This is a genomic window from Falsiroseomonas sp. HC035, assembly GCF_050563525.1.
GTDB lineage: Bacteria > Pseudomonadota > Alphaproteobacteria > Acetobacterales > Acetobacteraceae > Falsiroseomonas.
Window position 1 is genome coordinate 56428 of the sequence record NZ_JBNXUN010000004.1, and the last position, 18528, is coordinate 74955.

Consider the following 18528-nt stretch of genomic DNA (forward strand, 5'->3'; position numbering starts at 1 on the left):
TCAGCGCGCCAGGCTCAGCCGCGCGCGGGCGACGATATCCTTGAATTTCGCGAACTCGCCGGCGACGAAGGCGGCCGTCGTGGCGGGCGTGCTGTCGCTGACGGCGTCGATGCCGGCGGTGGCCAGCCGCGCCTTCACATCGGGCATCGCCAGCACCTGGTTCGCAGTCGCGTTCAGCTTCTCCACCACCGCGGCCGGCATGCCCTTCGGGCCGAGCATGACGTTCCAGGTGCTCGCCGCGAAGCCGTCCAGCCCAGCTTCCTGCATCGTCGGCACGTCCGGGAACAATGGGTGGCGCTGCGCCGTGCCCATGCCGATGATGCGGAACAGCCCATCCCGCGCTGCCGCGGCCAGCGAACCCAAGGGCTCCCAGCCATACTGCACCTCGCCCTTGGTCAGCGCCTCCACCAGCGGGGCGCCGCCGCGATAGGGGATGTGCTCGGCGCGCAGCCCGCCGGCGGACAGGTTCATCAACTCCCCAGCCAAATGCCCGACGCTGCCCGACCCCGAACTGCCCCAGCTCGCCTGGCCGGGGTTGGCCCGCAGCGCCGCGATCAGCGATTGCGGATCGCGGTGCGGCGAGGCATTCGGCACCGCGAGCGCGATCGGCGCCCGCCCCAGCACCGCAATGGCGGTGAAGTCCGCGATCGGGTCATAGGGCGTGGTGTCCGGCTGCAAGGCAGGCACGGTGCCGTGCGTGGAGGGCGTGGCCAGCAGGATGGCGTGGCCATCCGCCGGCTGCCGCCGCACATGGTCGCTGCCGATGGTGCCACCGGCACCGGCACGATTTTCCACCACCATGCGCGCGCCGACGCCCAGCAGCGGGGCCATACGGTCCGCCACCAGCCGCGCCAGCAGATCCGCGGACCCGCCGGCGGGGAAGGGGATGGTGAAGCTGATCACCCGATCCGGCCAGCCGGCCCCCTGCGCCCAGGCTTGTGCCCCGACCTGCGCGAAGGGGGTGGCGGCCAGCCCGGCGAGGGCAAAGCGACGGGTGATCATGGCGGAAATCCTTCAGCCCAGGGTGATGTTCTGGCTGCGGATGATCTCGCCCCACTTGGCCAGCTCCTCCGTCCAGTAGCTGTCCAGCTCGGCCGGGGTGCTGCCGATCGGCTCGATCCCCAGCCCGATGATCTTGCGCCGCGTCTCCGCATCCGCCAGCGCCTTCTGCAAGGACGCCGAGAGCCGCGTGACGATGGGCGCCGGCGTGCCGGCCGGCAGCAGCATGATGACATCGGTCGAGGATGCGAAGCCCGGTACCCCGGCCTCCGCCAGTGTCGGCACGTCGGAGGCCAGCTGCGAACGCTCCGCCGTGCTGACGCCGAGCAGCTTCAGCTGGCCGGTCGGGCGGAAGGGCAGGGCGGTGACGAGATCGACGAAGGACATCGCGACCTCCCCGGCCAGCAGGCCCTGCGCCGAGGGGCCGCCGCCACGATACGGCACATGCAGCAGGCGGATGCCGGCCTTGGCCTGCAACAGCTCCGTCGCCAGGTGGCTGCTCGCGCCGATGCCGGCGGAGGAATAGGTCACCTCGCCCGGCTTCGACTTCGCGTAGGCGATCAGTTCCGCCACGTTGCTCACGGGTACCGAGGGATGCACGCACAGCGCCTGCGCGCTGCGCGCCACCAGGCTGAGCCCGGTGAAAGCGGCGCGGTTGTCGTAGGGCAGGCTGCGCATCAGGTGCGGCGCGATGGCGTAGGTGCTGTTGGTGCCGAGCAGGAAGGTGTAGCCATCGGGCCGCGCGCGGGCGACATGGCCATGGCCCACGGTGCCGGAGGCGCCGCCGCGATTCTCCACCACCACCGGCTGGCCGAGGTCGGCCGCCATGGTCTGCGCCAGCAGCCGGCCGAGGGTGTCGGTGGACCCACCCGCCGCCCAGGGGATCACCAGCGTGACCGGACGCGATGGGAACACGTCCTGCGCCGCCGCGATTCGCGACACCGTTGCAAAGGCGGGCAGCGCGAGGCCGGCTGCCAGAAGGGAACGACGCGTCGCCATGGTCCGGTCTCCGTTGTCGCCGCGTGCGGCGTTGATGTTGCCGTGCTGCCTGCGCAGTCCCTGTCGGTGGCGCTTCTTGGTGGCGCCACCTTGTTCAGTATTGCCCGCTCAGGGCAGTTCGACGACCAGATTTCGGAAGGCATCGACCGAAACCCGGGCATCCGGCCCGATGACGCAGGTGGATTCGCGTTCCTCCACCAGCGCCGGGCCGGTGAAGCTGGCGCCGGGGGCCAAGGCGTAGCGGTCATAGACCTGGCAGGGCAGCCACCCCGCGCCCTCGAACAGCACCTCCCGCACGCCACGCCGTGCCTGGGTGGCATCGGTGAAGGAGTCGGTGGCGGTGTTGGCGACCTCGGCGAGCTGGATGTCACGGCCAGGCGCGAGGCAGGCGACGCGCCAGGACAGCGCCTCGATCGGCAGGTCGGTCAACGCGCGGCCGAAGCGCTCCCGGTAGCTGGTGAAGAAGCTTTCCCGGATCGCCGGCAGGTCGGCGGCCGTGAGCTTCATCGCCGGCAGCTTCACGGGAATCTCGAAGCCCTGGCCGACATGGCGCATGTCGGCGGCGGGCAGGGCTGTGATGCGGTCCGGGTCGGCACCGGTCTCCAGCAGCAAGGCGCGGCCTTCCTCGGCCATCTGCGCCAGCAGGCCATTCACGTGGTTCCAGTCCAGCCGCTCCAGCCGCCCGACATGGCTGCGCACCAGGTCGGTCGCGGGCGGCGCCACCAGGAAGCCGAGCGCCGAGGCGACGCCAGCCCCCAGCGGCACCAGCATCCGCTTCATCTTCAACAATCGCGCCAGGTCGTAGGAGTGCACCGGCCCGGCGCCGCCAAAGGCGATCAGCGTGTAGCGGCGCGGATCGCGCCCCTTCTCCGCCAGGTGCATGCGTGTCGCCGCCGCCATCGTCTCGTCCACGATGCGGCGGATGCCGAGCGCCGCCATGTCATGCGTCACGCCGAGGTTCTGGGCGATGCCCGTCTCGATCGCGCGCCGTACCGCGCCGGGGTCCAGCGCCATCTCACCGCCGAGGAAGTACTTCGGATCCAGCCGGCCGAGTACCAGGTCGCCATCCGTCACGGTGGGTTCCGTGCCGCCGCGCCCGTAGCAGATCGGCCCCGGCTTCGCCCCCGCGCTGCGCGGCCCGACCTTCATCAGGCCGGAGGCCGAATCCACGCGGGAGATGCTGCCGCCACCGGCGCCGATCTCGATCATGTCCACCACCGAGACCTTCAGCGGCAGGCCGGAGCCCTTCTGGAAGCGCCGCACGCGGCCCGCCTCGAAGTCGAATTTGCGGTCCGGCGACGCGTTCTCCACCAGGCACATCTTCGCCGTGGTGCCGCCCATGTCGAAGGAGACGACGTGGTTCTCGCCCGTGAGGCGCGCCAGGAAGGACGCCGCCATGGCGCCCGCCGCGGGGCCGGATTCGATCAGGCGGATGGGAAATTCCTTGGCGTCCCGCACCGCCGCGATGCCGCCGCCAGACAGCATCACATGCAGCCGCCCGACGAAGCCGAGCGCGGCGAGATCCGCCTCCAGCTTGTCGAGGTAGCGGCGCATCAGCGGCTGGACATAGGCGTTGGCGCAGGCGGTGCTGGTACGCTCGAACTCGCGGATTTCCGGCGCAACGCGGGAAGACAGCGACAGAGGCAGGCCGGGGTACATCTCTGCCACGATCTCGCCGGCGCGCACCTCGTGCCGGTCCGCGTGGTAGGCGTGCAGGAAGGCGATCGCCAGCGCCTCGATTTTTTCGGCCTCGACCAGCCGCGTGACGGCTTCGCGCACCGCGTCCTCGTCCAGCGGCAGCAGCGTCGTACCATGCACGTCGATGCGTTCCGGAATCTCCAGCCTCCGGTGCCGCGGCACCAGCGTCGGTGGCGCTTCCAGGTACAGGTCGTACAGGTCGTAGCGCGTCTCCCGCCCGATCTCGATGACGTCCCGGAAGCCGGCGGTGGTCAGCAGGCCGACGGTGGCGCCGGTGCGCTCGATGATGGTGTTGGTCACCAGCGTGGTGCCGTGCACGATGCTGTGCAGGTCTGCGGGCTTCAGGCCCGTCTCATCCAGCAGGCGGACCACGCCGGCGATGATCGCCTCGCTGGGATCGTCCGGCGTGGTCAGCCGCTTGCCGGTGGCGACGAGCTTCCTTGCCGGATCATGCAGCACGAAGTCGGTGAAGGTGCCGCCGACATCGACCCCGATGCGTGCCGTGCCGCTCATGCCTCCACCCCGTAGTCGCGCAGCGCGGCTTCCGCCGTGACGTAGCCATCGCGAATATCCGCGCGCACGGCGTCCGGGTCGCGCAGCTTCGGGTCGCCGAAGCCGCCGCCGCCGGGATACAGCAGCGTCACGCGCCGCCCGGTCTCGACTCCGGTGCGCGATTTCGGATGCGGCCTGGTGCCGTCGTCGATCTCGATCACAGCCGGTGCGCCCGGGCCGCCGCCCAACAATCCCTGCGCCGGATGGTCGCGCCGGTCCGACAACAGCGAAAGTCGCACCGCCGCCGGCGTCCGTACCTCGATCTCGGCTTCCTGCCCCAGCCCGCCGCGGAACCGCCCGGCGCCGCCAGAATCGGCCCGAAGCTGCTTTCGCCAGACCAGCAGCGGCGCGACGCTCTCATACGCCTCGATGGAGCCCGCGCCGACATTGGTCGGGAAGGCCGTGGTCGGCAACCCGTCCCGATGCGGGCAGGCGCCCATGCCGCCGCTCGCGAACAGAACCTGGGAGAAGCGGTCGCCATTCTGGTCCAGGCCGGAGAACAGCGCGCGCATCGTCGGCGCCCCGCCGCATTCCGCCATGACGCGATCCGGCAGCACATCCGCCAGTGCCTTGTAGATGGCGCCCGCCAGAAGATGCCCGGTGAGCTGCCTCGCGCTGCACGGGGCAGGGAAGCGCGGGTTGAGGATCGAGCCCTCCGGCGCCGCCACGGTGATGGCGCGGTAGCTGCCCTCGTTGCGCGGCGTGAAGGGGTCCAGCGCACACTTCACCGGATACACCGAATAGGCGTGCGTGTAGTTCATCACGCAGTTGATGCCACGGTCGATCTGCGGCGAAGTGCCGGCGAAGTCGATATGCATCGTCTCGCCGCTCACGGACACGCGGCAGACGATGCGCGTCACCTGCTCGTCGAAGCCATCGGCCTCCAGCACCGACTCGTACGTGCCGTCCGGCACCTCCGCGATGGCGCGGCGCATCGCCAGGTCGGCGCGGCTCTGCAACGCCTCCGACAATCCCTGCAGGTCGGCGAGGCCGGTGTCGTCCAGGAATTCCGCCAGCCGCCGAACCGCCACCTGGTTTGCGACCACCTGCGCCTCCAGGTCGCCCATCACCGGGCCCGGAATGCGCACATTGGCGCTGAGCAACTCCACCAGATCCGCGTTGCGCTCCCCCGCGCGATACAGGCGCGACGGCGGGATTCGGATGCCTTCCTCGTACAGCTCCCGGCAATCCGCCGACCACAGCGCGCCGCCGACATCCGGCGAATGTGCGATGGAGCCGGCGAAGCCGACGATCGTCCCACCATGGAAGATAGGCGACACCGCCGTGAAGTCCGGCAGGTGCCCGGTCGCCAGGAACGGATCGTTGGTGATCACGCAATCACCCGGCTGCCAGGTCTCGATCGGGAAGCGCTGGAGAAAGTGCTTCGTCGTCTTCGGCAGGATGCAGGAGAAGGAGGCGATGCCGCCGGTATTCTCCGAGATCGAATCCCCGTTCCGGTCCATCAGCACCGTCGCGTAGTCGTTGGACTCCCGCACGATGGTCGAGAACGCCGTGCGCAGCAGGCCGGTCGCGGCCTCGTCGGCGATGGAGATCAGGCGGCTCCAATAGACCTCGAGGGTGATCGGATCGAACTCGTCCAAGGCGCGGCCTCCAGCAGGGCGAAGCGAAACGCTAGTCGGCCCGAAACAACGCGTCCAATATCAAACACGTCTCCCACGATAGGCGTTCGATATGGAACTGCGGCACCTGCGCTACTTCGTCGCCCTGGCGGAGGAACTGCACTTCACCCGCGCCGCCCGCCGCCTCGGCATGGCGCAGCCGCCGCTGAGCCAGCAGATCCGGCAGCTCGAGACCGAGCTGGCGACGCCCCTGCTGGAGCGTGGCACGCGGCGCGTCGCCCTCACCGAGGCAGGCCGCATGTTCCTGATCGAGGCGCGCGCCACACTGGCCCAGGCGGCGCGGGCGGAACTGGTGGCGCGGCGCGCCGGGCGCGGCGAGATCGGCGAGCTGCGCATCGGGCTGTTCGCCTCCGCGCCCCTGCTGCCGGTCTTCACCCGCACCGTGCTGGAATTCCGCCGCCGCCTGCCAGATGTCCACTTGGCGCTGCACGAAAGCCCGACCCTGGAACAGGTGGACGCGCTGCGCCGTGGCCAGCTCGATGCCGGCTTCCTGCGCTGCCCCTCGGCGGCTGACATTCCGGCCGACATTGCGGCGGTGGAATTGCTGCGGGAGAAGCTGGTGGCGCTGATGCGGGTGGATCATCCGCTGGCAGCGCGCCCCGGCACGCTGCCGGTCTCGGCGTTGGCGAACGAGAAGCTGATCTTCTTTGCGCAGTCCGTCGGCACCACGCTGCATGCCCAGTTTCTGGCACTGTGCCGCGCCGCCGGCTTCGCCCCGGACATCACCCAGACGGCACGGGAAAACTCGACGCTGATAGGTCTCGTCGCAGCCGGCCTCGGGATCGCGGTCGCGCCGGAATCGCTGGCGCAGATCCAGGTGGCGGGAGTGACGCATCGCCGACTGCGCGACCCCGGCGCCACGACCAGTATCTGGTTGGCGACACCGCAGGCCGGGCCGGCGGCGCTCGCCCGCGCCTTCCTAGAATGTGCCGAGGCGAGCTGAATAACGCGCAGGCTTGCTCCAGATCAAGGAAGTCATGCCATGAGCTAGCAAGATATCGACCTACCTGAATAATTTGAAAAGATATCTGGAGGGGGTCATGGCTTACAAAGTTGGAGATCTCGGGAACGATCTGCTGATCGGCATCGATGGAGAGATTAACAACCTTTTCGGAGATGCTGATGATAGTCTTAGTGCGGTTGATAGGGGTGGCGATGATACCCTCATTGGTGGCGCGGCAGCGCCTGAGAACTGGCTCTATGGGGACGCGGTGTTCCTGAATGTCGCGACGGGGGGTAACGACAGCCTCCGGGGCGGTGATGAACACACCCTGCTCAACCGCCTGTTCGGCGACGGGCTGACCCTGACGATGTCCACCGGCGGAAATGACATCCTGACAGGGGGAGCGTCCGCGCGCGAAAACTTCCTTTTCGGGGATGCCTTCACGCTGACATCCGCCTCCATCGGAGGGGACGACATCATCACAGGCGGAGCGCGATCTGCCGACGATCTTCTGTATGGCGATGCCTACGATATGGAGGCGTCCACGGGTGGCGACGATCTCCTGACGGCCGGGGTGGGGGCCGTCTACAATCACCTCCACGGCGATGCTAGGCAGATGGCGTTGTCCATGGCCGGGGACGACACCCTCATCGGCGGATCGAACTCGCATGACGCCCTGTTCGGCGACGCCGTCGCAATGGCGGGTTCCGTTGGGGGAAACGACATTCTCGCCGCTGGCACGGGTCCATTGGAGATCCTGTTCTTCGGCGACGCCGCGTTGATGGCATCCTCCACGGGTGGAGATGACGCACTGACCGGCGCGGAGAGGTGTGACAGCTACCTCGTCGGTGATGGCGGCACCATGACCCATTCGCAGGGCGGAGATGACACTCTCACGGCCGGCGGAACGGCGCTGGGTCCAACAACATCCAACCGGTTCTTCGGCGATGCTGAGGAAATGTTCGATTCCTCCGGCGGCAATGACGTCCTCACGGCTATCGGCTTCTCAGGTGACAACGAGCTTTACGGAGACGCCGCGCGCATGACGCTGTCGACCGGTGGTGACGACACTCTGACGGGAGGCGCTGCCGACGACTTGAACCTCATCGTTGGTGATGCCGGAGAGATGGCAGGGTCCCAGGGCGGGGACGATGTCCTGATCGGTGCACGTGGTTCCTTCGAGAACTACTTGTACGGCGATGCCTTCCACATGACCTCTTCGACGGGAGGCGACGACAGCCTCTTCGGTTCAGGGTTCGAGGCGATATCCCTTCACGGTGATGCCGCGGTGATGACCAACTCCGCAGGTGGCGACGACCTCCTTGTGGGCGGCGCCAACACAATCTTTGCAAACTGGTTCTACGGCGATGCCGTGCATGGAGAACAGGGTGCCGTGGGCGGCGCCGACCGTCTCGTGAGTGGCGAGAATGCCGAAGACCACATGTGGGGCGATTTCGGCACCCAGGACGGCATCGCAACGGGCGGCGCCGACACGTTCGTGTTCATGCCTCAGAACGGCACCGACTATGTCTACGACTTCAGGAAAGGCGAGGACACCATCGAACTTACCGGATTCGGGTTTCCCCCGATTCCCTCCGCCGTCTGGGCGCGCCTGCCCGCAAAGGTGTTCAGCCATGTCCTGCAGAAGGTCACGGATGTAATGATCGAGACGGTGGGCGCGGACACGATCATCCACTTTGGTGAAAGCAACAGTGTCACGGTTCTCAATGTCGCCAACCTGACCGGATCCGACTTCCACATCATCGCCTGAGCCGCTTCGGAAAGTTCAGGCAAACGCCCAGCGCAGCGTCCGCGCCACGCCGAACGTCCCGGCGCGAACCAGGCCGCGCGGCGGCGGCGGCAGCTTGTGCATGTGGCGCGCCCAATCCGGCAGCAGGTCGATGCCGGCCTGCATGGTCAGGCTGTGCAGCGCCTCCGGGTACCGGCTCGGCTGCGGCCGCGTCAGCACCAGGCGTGCCACCTCCCGCGTCCGCGCATCGCACAGCAGGTCCGGCCGCATCGCCTGGATCAGCGCCCGCGCCGCCGCCCGGCTGCGCGGCACCGGCGCGGCACCCAGCGCCTCCCCGATCCGCGCCATCTCGGCGAAGTAGCGGTCCTGGTCGGCCAGCGTCATGCGGGGCTCGGCGTAGCGGATCCAGGCGTCGAGGAAGCTGGTGGTTTCCGTCACATGCACCCAGGCCAGCAGGCGCGGGTCGTTCGCCTCATAGGGCGTGCCGTCCGGCAGGGTGCCGCGCACCTGGTCGTGGATGCGGCGGATGCGCGCCATCAGCGCTTCCGCATCCGGCTTCGCGCCATAGGTCGTCGTTGCAATGAAGCGCGCGGTGCGGCGCAGCCTTCCATGCATGTCGGCGCGGAAATTCGAATGGTCCCACACCCCGGCGAGAACCGCCGGATGCAGCATCTGCAACAGCAGGGAGGCGATGCCACCGACCATCATGGCGGCGACGTCGCCATGCACGCGCCAGGCAACGGAGCGCGGGCCGAACAGCCCGTCCGCCCGCCGCGCCACCGGCGCCTCGCCACGGGAGGCATCGTTGAACAGGGCGACAACCTGGCGCGCGATCGCCCGCTTCAGCGGCTGCGCCAGGGCGGAGGTGTCAGGATAGGCCATGAGAGGTGAGATGAGGCCGCGAAGGCCGCCGGCAAGCCGCCGTTCCGCAGCCGGCCGGATTGCGGCAGACTGCGCGACATGACCCAGAGCCTCACTGCCCGCCTTGACCGCCTCGCCGCCACCCTGCCGCAAGACCATGCCGGCCCCGGTGGCGCCATCGCCGTGCTGCGGGCAGGAGAGGTGCTGCTGCGCCATGCCTGGGGCTACGCCAACGCGGAGCGCCGCATTCCCTTCACGCCGGCGACGCTTTTCCGCATGTGCTCCGTCACCAAGCAGTTCACCTGCGCCGCGTTGCTCGATTCCTGCCCCGACCCCACCATCCTGGACCCGGCGCTGCGGGCGCGGCTTCCCCTGCTGGAGGGTCCGGCCCCCGGCGCGCTGCACCTGGCGCACAACCAGTCCGGCCTGCGCGACTACTGGGCAGTCGCGATGCTGCACGGCGCGCCCGCCGAATCGGCCTTCGGGGACCTGGAATCGGCCCGCCTCATCGCCGGCACGCGCAGCCTGCACTTCGCCCCCGGCACCCGCTATTCCTACTGCAACCAGAACTTCCGGCTGCTGTCGGATGCGGTGGCGGACCACACCGGGCGCAGCTTCGCCGAACTGCTGCGCACTCAGGTCTTCGACCGCGTCGGCATGGGCTCCGCCATCCTCGCCGCCGATACCCGCGCCATGCCCGATGGCACGGAGGGCTACGAGGGCACCGTCGCCAGCGGCTTCCGCGCGGCGGAAAACCGCGTCCTGTGGACCGGCGATGCCGGTCTCGGCGCCAGCCTGGACGACATGATCGCCTGGGAACGCCACATCGATGCGACGCGGGACGACGCGGGTGGCCTCTACAGGCGCCTCTCCGCGCCTGTCGCCTTCGCGAGTGGCGCCGCCGCGCCCTATGGCTTCGGCCTCGGCCGCGGCATGGAATTCGGCCGCGCCACCACCGGCCATGGCGGCGCTCTGCGCGGCTGGCGCAGCCACCGCATCCACATGGCGGCGGAGCGGCTTTCCGTCGTGGTGCTGTTCAACCACATGGCGGATGCACAGGCCGCGGCGCTGGATGCGCTGGCGGCCGTGCTCGATGCGCCACGCCCCCAACCTTCGGACGAACATCCAGCGCCCGCCTGGCTCGGCGCCTATACGGAGCCCGAGACCGGCCTCGCCGTCCGCATCGACCAGGCGGGACCGGTTTCCGGGCCGGGCCAGCTTCGCCTGCGCTACGGCCATTCGGCGGAACGGCTCCAGATCCAGTCCGATGGCAGTGCAGGCAACGGTCGCACGCGGCTGTACCTGGCCGGCGACGCCCTGCAGATGGACCGCCCGCAGGAGAACCACGCGGCTCGGCTGCAACCCCTGGGCCAGGCCTCGACGGCTCCCGTCGCCGGCCGCTACCGCTGCGAGGAGCTGGATGCGGAGCTGCTGGTGACGGATGCCGGTGGAGTCGCCTATGGCGGATTCTCCGGCTTCCTCGGCCAGGGGCGGATGGAAAAGCTGGAGCCGTTGGGCGGCGACACCTGGGTGCTGCCCTGCCCGCGGGCGCTGGACCACACCCCACCGGGCGATTGGACCCTGGCTTTCCGGCGCAAGGCCGGCGGCGCCACCACCGGCCTCACGCTGGGTTGCTGGCTGGCGCGGCGGCTGGACTACGTGCGAATCGGCTGACCCCGCCGGCCGGCGGCGCGCTGGCGCCCAGCCGCCGCGCCATGCCAGGCTTCGCACGGCCCCCGCAGGGGCCGCGAGTCAGGGAAGGAAACACCATGCTGACCAGCCGACGTGCCCTTCTGGGCACCGCGGGGGGCGCGGCTGCCCTCGCCACGACGAATGCCTTGGCCCAAGGGATGGAGGGCCGGATGGATGGCCGGATGGGTGGCCAGATGCGTGGTCCGATGGGCGCGCCGCACGGCCGCTACCCGGACCCGGCCATCGAAGTCCTCGACCCCTCCTTCAACCGCTACCGCCTGGTGCTTGCCGCCGTGGAACGGCTGGCGACCGGTTTCCGCTGGTCCGAAGGCCCCGCCTGGTCCGGCGCCCAGCGCTGCCTGATCTGGTCCGACATCCCCTCCAACAGGCTGATGCGCTGGCACGAGACCACCGGCCGCGTCGACGTGCTGCGGGAGCCGTCGAACAACAGCAACGGCAACACCTTCGACCGCCAGGGCCGCCTGGTGACCTGCGAGCACCTGACGCGCCGCGTCACCCGCACCGAACATGACGGCCGCATCACCGTCATCGCCGACCGCTACGACGGCAAGCGCCTGAACAGCCCGAACGACGTGGTGGTGAAGTCCGACGGCAGCATCTGGTTCACCGACCCGCCCTTCGGCATCCTGGGCTACTATGAGGGCGAGCAGGCCGAGCCGGAACTGCCGACCAACCTCTACCGCGTCAGCCCCGACGGCGCAGTCAGCGTCGCCACCGGCGATGTCGGGCGGCCGAACGGCCTCGCCTTCTCCCCGGATGAGCGCATCCTGTACGTGGTCGAGGCTGCGGCCACTCCGCGCGTGATCCGCGCCTTCGATGTCGGGGAGGACGGCCGCCTGTCCAACAACCGCATCTTCTACCAGTGCCGCGAAGGCGAGACCCCGGACGGCTTCCGCGTCGACATGGACGGGAACCTGTGGTGCGGCTGGGGCATGGGCACGCCGGAGCTGGATGGTGTGCGGGTCCTGAACAAGGGCGGCATGCCGATCGGGCATATCCACCTGCCGGAACGCTGTGCCAACGTCGCCTTCGGCGGGCGCTTCCGCAACCGCCTGTTCATGCCGGCCAGCCGTTCGCTGTACAGCCTGTATGTCAACACCCAGGGCACCCCCTACGGGTGAGTGCCAAGGGGTGACGCACTGTCGCAAATGATTGTAAATGGAGCCGCGGATGACTATATCCGCGGCTCCCACGAAAAGGCGCTGCAATTGAAAGAAGACATGATGGAGTTCGGCGGCCTCGTCACCGAGCGGCTGCCCAATGCCATGTTCAAGGTGAAGCTGGACAACGACCACGAGATCATCGCCCATACCTGCGGCAAGATGCGCAAGCACCGCATCCGCATCCTGGCCGGTGACCGCGTGAACGTCGAGATGACGCCCTACGACCTGACCAAGGGCCGCGTCACCTTCCGCTTCAAGTAGGCCGCTTCAAGTAGGCCCTCTCAGTTGGCTTGCGGCAGGGCCGGACCCTCCGGCGGCGCGCCCAAGCCCACCGAGGCCACTCGGCCCGAAAGCCTGCATCTCTCGTCCACGGCCCTCGCCTTCGCGAGAGGCCGCGATGCCCGTTGCCATCAGCCGGCGCTCGTACCCACCTGTTCCTTGGCCAGGGCTTTGGCGAGGGATTCGGCCAACTGCGCCTGGCAGTAGGGCTTGGCCAACCGCGGCAGGTCGGCTGGAAGGGTGCCCTCCGCCAGATCGGCGAAGCCGCTCGCCAGCAGCACCGGCAGGCCCGGCCGCAGCTGCCGTGCAGCCAGCGCCAGTTCCAGGCCGGTCATTCCCGGCATCGCGAAATCCGTCAGCAGCAGGCTGACCCGCGGGTCGCTTTCCAGCAGGGCCAGGGCCATCGGCGCATTGTCGGCCGCCACCACCGTATGCCCCAGATCCTCCAGCATGTCGGCTGTGCTGCGGGCGATCAGCGCATCATCGTCCACCAGCAGGATGCGCGATGGCGGCGTGGCACCGATGGGGCCGGCGGCACCCCGCGCCGGCTTCCCCTTGGCAGCCGGGCGCGGGCGCGGTGCGGCCGGCAGCAGGATCTCGGCCATCGTGCCGCTGCCGGGCCGGCTGGTCAGCCGCAGGTCGCCGCCCAGTTGCCGGGCCACGCCATGCACCATGGACAATCCGAGCCCGGTCCCCTGGCCCACCGGCTTCGTCGAGAAGAACGGTTCCACCGCCCGCGCCAGCGTCGCCTCGTCCATCCCTGCCCCGGTGTCCATCACCCGCAGGCGCAGGTAGCGCCGGCCGGCGGAGCCGGCATCGGTCGTGGCACGGTCGAGCGTGATGGTCAGGTGGCCACCGCCCGGCATCGCATCCCGCGCATTCACCGCGAGGTTGAGCAAAGCCAACTCGATCTGGTTGGAGTCGGCCATAGCGGGCGGCAGGCCGCGCGCCGCCTCGATCCGCAACTGCACGCGTGGGCCCAGCGACCGGCGCAGCAACTCGCCCATGCCCTCGACCAGCGCCGCCAGGTCCACGGCCTCGGGCCGCAGGTCCTGGCGCCGGGCGAAGGCCAGCAGCCGGTGGGTCAGCGCGGCGCCACGCTGCGCCCCCTGCTGCGCGCCGTCGAGCAGCCGGGCGATACGCGGGTCGCCTGCCGGCAGCCGCTTCTTCAGCAGCGCCAGGTTGCCAAGCACGGCCATCAGCAGGTTGTTGAAGTCATGTGCCACGCCGCCGGTCAACTGGCCGATTGCCTCGACCTTCTGCGACTGCCGCAGCTGCGCCTCCACCCGCTCGCGCTCCGCCATCTCCTCCCGCAGCGCGAGGGTGCGGGCGGCGACGCGCTCCTCCAGCGTCTCGTTGGCCTGGCGCAGCGCATCCTCCGCCTGCCGCACCTCCTCCAGCCGCGCGCGCGCTTCGTATTGCCGGCGCCGGCCGCGCAGCGCGGCGCGCGCGACGCTGACCAGGGTTGTCGGGTGGAATGGACGCTCGAGGAAGGACACGTTGCCAAGCACGCCCCATAGCTGGGCGGCCGCCGGATTACGCTCCGGGCCGCCGCCGCGACCGGTCAGCAGCACGAAAGGGAAGTCCGACCAGGGCGGCTGTGCCGACAGCCGCGCCGCCAGCGCATTGAGGTCGGCACCGCGAAAGGCTTCCTCCGCCACCACCGCCAGGCCGGCGCCCTGTTCCAGCGCCGCGATCAGGGCCGGCACCCCGCCGACCGTCAGCGACTCGATCCCCGCCTCCTGCAGCAGGGCGCAGGCGAGCGCCGCGTCGCGCCCCATCGGCGCCAGTACCAGCGCGCGTTCGGAGGCGGCAGGACCGTCGGCTTCCGGTGCGGCCAGCCCGGCCTTGCCCCTGCTCACGACACGTCGGGCAGCGACGTGTTGTCCAGCAGCGGGTCGTCCGCGCCGACATAGACCGGCACGCCGCGCAGCACGCCCTGGAAATTTTCCAGCGGCGCGCCGAGCTTGATGCCCTCGGCGCCAATTCGAACCTCGCGGATCGTGTCCTCATGCGCGCTGGCGCGTTTCTTGATGCAGGAGATGGCACGCCGCACCCGGCCTGCCGCCTCGAAATAGCGCAGCAGCACCACGGTATCGGCCAGGTAGGTGACATCCACCGGGCTCTTCATGTCGCCCACCAGCCCGTGCTGCGCCACCGTCAGGAAGGTGCTGGTGCCGCGGCGGTTCAGGTATTGCAGCAACTCGTGGATGTGCAGCACCAGGTCGCGCTCATCCGGCATCGCCGCCTGGTAGCCGTTCAGGCTGTCGATCACCACGGTGCCGATGCCGCCGACATCGACCTTCTGCCGCACGCGGTGGGCGAACTGGCCTGGGGAAAGCTCCGCCGCATCCACCTGCTCGATCACCAGACCGCCGGAGTCGCGCATGGCGGCAAGGTCGATGCCCATGGCGAGCGCACGGTTGAACAGCAGGCCAAGCTCCTCGTCGAAGACGAAGATCGCGGCCTTCTCCCCGCGCTGCACGGCGGAGGAGGCGAACTGCAAGGTGATCAATGACTTGCCAGCGCCGGCCGGTCCAAGAAGCAGGGTGCTGGAGCCGCGCTCGACACCGCCGCCCAGCATCTGGTCCAGCTCCGGGATCCCGCTGCCGAGCGGCGCGCGGTCGTAACTCGTGCGGTGTTCGCCGGCGACCAGGCGAGGATAGACCTGCACGCCTCCGGTCTCGATGTTGAAATCGTGGTAGCCGCCACGGAACGGCTGGCCGCGGTACTTCACCACGCGCATGCGGCGGCGCTCCGCGCCATAGCTCGGCGCCAGCTCCTCCAGTCGAACCACGCCATGCGCCACGCTGTGCACGGTCTTGTCCTGCGCCTCCGTGGTCAGGTCGTCCAGCATCAGCACTGTGGCCTCGTGCCGGGTCAGGTAGTGTTTCAGTGCCAGGATCTGCCGGCGGTAGCGCAGCGAGCTCTGCGCCAGTAGGCGGATCTCGGACAGGCTGTCGAGCACGATCCGGACCGGCTGCACGCGCTCAATCGCCTCGAAGACCTGCCGTGTCGTCTCGCCCAGTTCGAGGTCGGAGGAATAAAGCAGGCTCTGCTGCTGGTCGGCGTCCAGCAGGCTCTCGGGCGGAACCAGCTCCATCACCTCGATCGGCGCCTCCAGCACCCAGCCATGGGAGGCAGCGCCATCGCGCAACTCGTCCTCGGATTCGGAAAGCGTGACATACAGCCCGCGCTCGCCCCGCACCGCGCCCTCCATCAGGAAGCGCAGCGCGATGGTGGTCTTGCCGGTGCCGGGGCTGCCTTCCAGCAGGAACAACCGGCCGCGCGTCAGGCCGCCATGCAGCACGTCGTCCAATCCGGGAATCCCGGTTGGGGCCTTGGCGGGCGTGGTCCTGTCAGTCGACGTCATGAAGCAATCCGGAGGACATCAAGGCCATAACGCAGCAGCGAGGCCGTTGCTCCGAGGCTAGAGGGCGCGAAGTTGCACGCCAAGCAACGCCGATGCACCCGGCCGCGGCCAGGGCAGGACGAGGCCGTGCAGCCTGCATTGCATCATTGCAGATGCCGCAACGCAGGAATCGACCAGCGGCGTGTCCCGCCCTCCGTTCGCAGCCCTGCCGTGCGTTGTATCAGCCGCGGCTTCTCAACCGAACGTTACCAGAGTTGAAGCGATACCGGTTACAGATCGAATGGCGCGCTGGCTCAGCGAGCCATGGCCACCAGCCCGCTCTGCTCCCGCACCGCATCGAAGCGCAGCGCCGGGTATTCCTCCTCCGCCCGCTTGCGGCGCCAGTCGGAGCCGAACAGGGCGACATACTCGCCGTCGTGGTCGGTCGCGGTGTCGCCACGGTTGCCGGTGGCCCATTTCTCGATCGCCGCCTTGTCGCCGCCCGGCGCCGAGATCCAGCGCATGGTCTGCCAGCGCGTCTCGTCGAAACCCGCCGGCACGCCGTATTCGAAGGCGAGGCGGGACTTCAGCACGTCCAGCTGCAACTGCCCGACGACGCCGACCACCGGCGGAGATCCGTCCAGTGGCCGGAACACCTGCACCACGCCTTCCTCCGCCAGCTGGTCCAGCGCGGTACGCAGCTTCTTCGCCAGCATCGGGTCGCCGAGCCGGACGTGCCGCAGGATTTCCGGCGCGAAGCTCGGCACGCCGCGGAAGTTGATGTCCTCGCCCTCTGTCAGCGTATCACCGATACGCAGCGTGCCATGGTTGGCGATGCCCACGACATCGCCGGGCCAGGCCTCCTCCGCCACCTGGCGTTCCTTGGCGAAGAAGAACAGCGGGGCGTTCACCGGCACCTGCTTGCCGGTGCGCACCTGGCGCAGCCGCATGCCCTTGGTCAGCCGGCCGGAACACAGCCGCACGAAGGCCACGCGGTCGCGGTGGTTCGGGTCCATGTTGGCCTGCACCTTGAAGACGAAGCCGGTCAGCTTCTCCTCCGCCGCGTGCACTGGGCGCTTGTCGGACAAGCGGTCGCCGGGCGGCGGGGCGAAGTCGGCCAGGCCTTCCAGCAGGTGGCCGACGCCAAAGTCGCGCAGCGCGCTGCCGAAATACACCGGCGTCAGCGTACCCTCGCGGAAGCGCTCCAGGTCGAAGCTGTTTAGCCCGGCCTCGGCAAGAAGAATATCCTCCGAAAGCTGCGTCGCGCGCTCCTCCCCCACCAGGGCCGCGATGCGCGGATCGTCCGGACCCTCCACGGCGATGCCCGCATCCTCCGTCGCATCCACCGGCATCAGGCGCTTTGCCAGGATGTCGTAGGTGCCCCAGAAGGTGCTGGCGCGCCCGACCGGCCAGGCCACTGGCGCGGCATCCAGTGCCAGGGTCTGCTGGATCTCCTCGATCAGCTCGAACGGGTCGCGCGCCTCGCGGTCCATCTTGTTGACGAAGGTAACGATGGGGATGTCCCGCAGCCGGCACACCTCGAACAGCTTGCGGGTCTGGCTCTCGATGCCCTTGGCGGCGTCCAGCACCATCACTGCGGCGTCCACCGCGGTCAGGGTGCGGTAGGTGTCTTCCGAGAAATCCTCGTGGCCCGGCGTGTCCAGCAGGTTGAACACCATGCCGTCGCGCTCGAAGGTCATCACGCTGGTGGCGACGGAGATGCCGCGGTCCTGCTCGATCTTCATCCAGTCGGACCGGGTGCGCCGGGCATTGCCCTTGGCGCGCACCGCGCCGGCCAGCTGGATGGCGCCGCCCTTCAGCAGCAGCTTCTCCGTCAGCGTGGTCTTGCCCGCGTCCGGGTGGGCGATGATCGCGAAGGTGCGCCGGCGCGCGGCTTCGCGCGCGACGTTCTCAAGGGCCGTGGTGTCGCTCATGCGCGCGGTATAGCCCCCGGTGGGCCGGGATGCGATGGGCGTTCGGCCCGGGCGGTCAGGCCCAGTTCACCCGCAGCGTGTCGTTGGAAGCGGCCCCCCGATCCGGGTCATCGGCATCTGATCGATACGGTCGGGGATGGGTGGGTTGCACGCCACGCGCAGCGATCCCCCCTTTTCGGCCGGGGACGCAAGGTCTACATAGCACCTATGCAGGCACGAAAACTGTTCGACTTCAATGACCGTCGCAACGCGGCGGAAGAGGCCCGGAAGAAGACCGCGGAGAAGTTCCAGGCGCTGAAGTCGCGCCTCGACGATCCGGAGGTCCAGCGCAAGCTCGCCGAGCAGAAGGCCATCGCCGACGCCCGCGCCGCTCGGATCGCCGAACGCGCCGCGGAGAAGGCCGCCGAGGCCGCGCGGATCGCCGCCGAGAAGGCCGCCGCCGAGGCCGCCGCTGCCATCGCCCGCCGCGAGGCCGAGCGCCTGGCCGCCGAGGAAGCCCAGCGTGCCCGCATCGCCGAGATCGACGCGCAGCACCGCGCCGTCAACCTGGACGCGGAAAAGAAGGCCCGCGCCCTGGCCATGGCCGCTGAGCAGAAGGCGAAGCGGGACGCCCGCTACGCCGCGCGGAAGCAGCGCACCAAGTAG

General features: G+C 69.2%; 14 protein-coding genes. 6 read left to right on the forward strand and 8 right to left on the reverse strand.

What is annotated here, in order from left to right; translation table 11 throughout:
* From ACLF3G_RS10585 to ACLF3G_RS10600, 4 genes are all read right to left on the reverse strand, one after another.
* A complete protein-coding gene (locus ACLF3G_RS10585; protein WP_430669330.1) occupies positions 1-1002 on the reverse strand; it encodes a Bug family tripartite tricarboxylate transporter substrate binding protein in 1002 nt (333 codons plus the stop codon).
* A gap of 12 nt (positions 1003-1014) precedes the next feature.
* Positions 1015-1998 (reverse strand): Bug family tripartite tricarboxylate transporter substrate binding protein, encoded by a 984-nt coding sequence (locus ACLF3G_RS10590; protein WP_430669331.1) that lies wholly within the window; start codon positions 1996-1998, stop codon positions 1015-1017.
* A gap of 108 nt (positions 1999-2106) precedes the next feature.
* The gene (locus ACLF3G_RS10595; protein WP_430669332.1) at positions 2107-4209 is read right to left on the reverse strand and encodes a hydantoinase/oxoprolinase family protein; all 2103 of its coding nucleotides are present in this window, start codon (positions 4207-4209) and stop codon (positions 2107-2109) included.
* The gene (locus tag ACLF3G_RS10600) at positions 4206-5849 is read right to left on the reverse strand and encodes a hydantoinase B/oxoprolinase family protein (protein ID WP_430669333.1); all 1644 of its coding nucleotides are present in this window, start codon (positions 5847-5849) and stop codon (positions 4206-4208) included. Before ACLF3G_RS10600 ends, ACLF3G_RS10595 begins: the two co-directional genes overlap by 4 nt.
* A gap of 91 nt (positions 5850-5940) precedes the next feature.
* Here ACLF3G_RS10600 and ACLF3G_RS10605 point away from each other — a divergent pair, with 91 nt between their 5' ends.
* On the forward strand, positions 5941-6831 hold the full coding sequence (locus ACLF3G_RS10605) for a LysR substrate-binding domain-containing protein (protein ID WP_430669334.1): 891 nt from the start codon (positions 5941-5943) through the stop codon (positions 6829-6831).
* A 97-nt stretch (positions 6832-6928) separates the two neighbouring features.
* Positions 6929-8602: a hypothetical protein gene (locus tag ACLF3G_RS10610; protein ID WP_430669335.1), complete on the forward strand. Its 1674-nt coding sequence runs from the start codon at positions 6929-6931 to the stop codon at positions 8600-8602.
* A gap of 15 nt (positions 8603-8617) precedes the next feature.
* On the opposite strand, the gene ACLF3G_RS10615 is transcribed toward ACLF3G_RS10610, so the two are convergent.
* A complete protein-coding gene (locus ACLF3G_RS10615; RefSeq protein WP_430669336.1) occupies positions 8618-9463 on the reverse strand; it encodes an oxygenase MpaB family protein in 846 nt (281 codons plus the stop codon).
* A 78-nt stretch (positions 9464-9541) separates the two neighbouring features.
* On the opposite strand from ACLF3G_RS10615, the gene ACLF3G_RS10620 reads away from it, so the two are divergent.
* From ACLF3G_RS10620 to infA, 3 genes are all read left to right on the forward strand, one after another.
* A complete protein-coding gene (locus ACLF3G_RS10620; RefSeq protein WP_430669337.1) occupies positions 9542-11116 on the forward strand; it encodes a D-aminopeptidase in 1575 nt (524 codons plus the stop codon).
* A gap of 224 nt (positions 11117-11340) precedes the next feature.
* Positions 11341-12276, forward strand: a complete 936-nt coding sequence (locus ACLF3G_RS10625; RefSeq protein WP_430669684.1) for an SMP-30/gluconolactonase/LRE family protein — start codon at positions 11341-11343, stop codon at positions 12274-12276.
* A gap of 99 nt (positions 12277-12375) precedes the next feature.
* Positions 12376-12579 (forward strand): translation initiation factor IF-1, encoded by a 204-nt coding sequence (infA, locus tag ACLF3G_RS10630; protein WP_430669685.1) that lies wholly within the window; start codon positions 12376-12378, stop codon positions 12577-12579.
* A gap of 149 nt (positions 12580-12728) precedes the next feature.
* Here infA and ACLF3G_RS10635 read toward each other — a convergent pair whose 3' ends face one another.
* The 3 genes from ACLF3G_RS10635 to ACLF3G_RS10645 form a co-directional block, all read right to left on the reverse strand.
* Complete coding sequence (locus tag ACLF3G_RS10635) at positions 12729-14459, reverse strand: ATP-binding protein (protein ID WP_430669338.1); 1731 nt, start codon at positions 14457-14459, stop codon at positions 12729-12731.
* Complete coding sequence (locus ACLF3G_RS10640; RefSeq protein WP_430669339.1) at positions 14456-15970, reverse strand: ATPase domain-containing protein; 1515 nt, start codon at positions 15968-15970, stop codon at positions 14456-14458. The genes ACLF3G_RS10635 and ACLF3G_RS10640 overlap by 4 nt, the downstream gene beginning before the upstream one ends.
* 293 nt (positions 15971-16263) lie before the next feature.
* Positions 16264-17883, reverse strand: a complete 1620-nt coding sequence (locus ACLF3G_RS10645) for a peptide chain release factor 3 (protein WP_430669340.1) — start codon at positions 17881-17883, stop codon at positions 16264-16266.
* 207 nt (positions 17884-18090) lie between these two features.
* Here ACLF3G_RS10645 and ACLF3G_RS10650 point away from each other — a divergent pair, with 207 nt between their 5' ends.
* Positions 18091-18528 carry a DUF6481 family protein gene (locus tag ACLF3G_RS10650; protein WP_430669341.1) on the forward strand — a complete coding sequence of 146 codons (438 nt, stop codon included), beginning with the start codon at positions 18091-18093 and terminating at the stop codon, positions 18526-18528.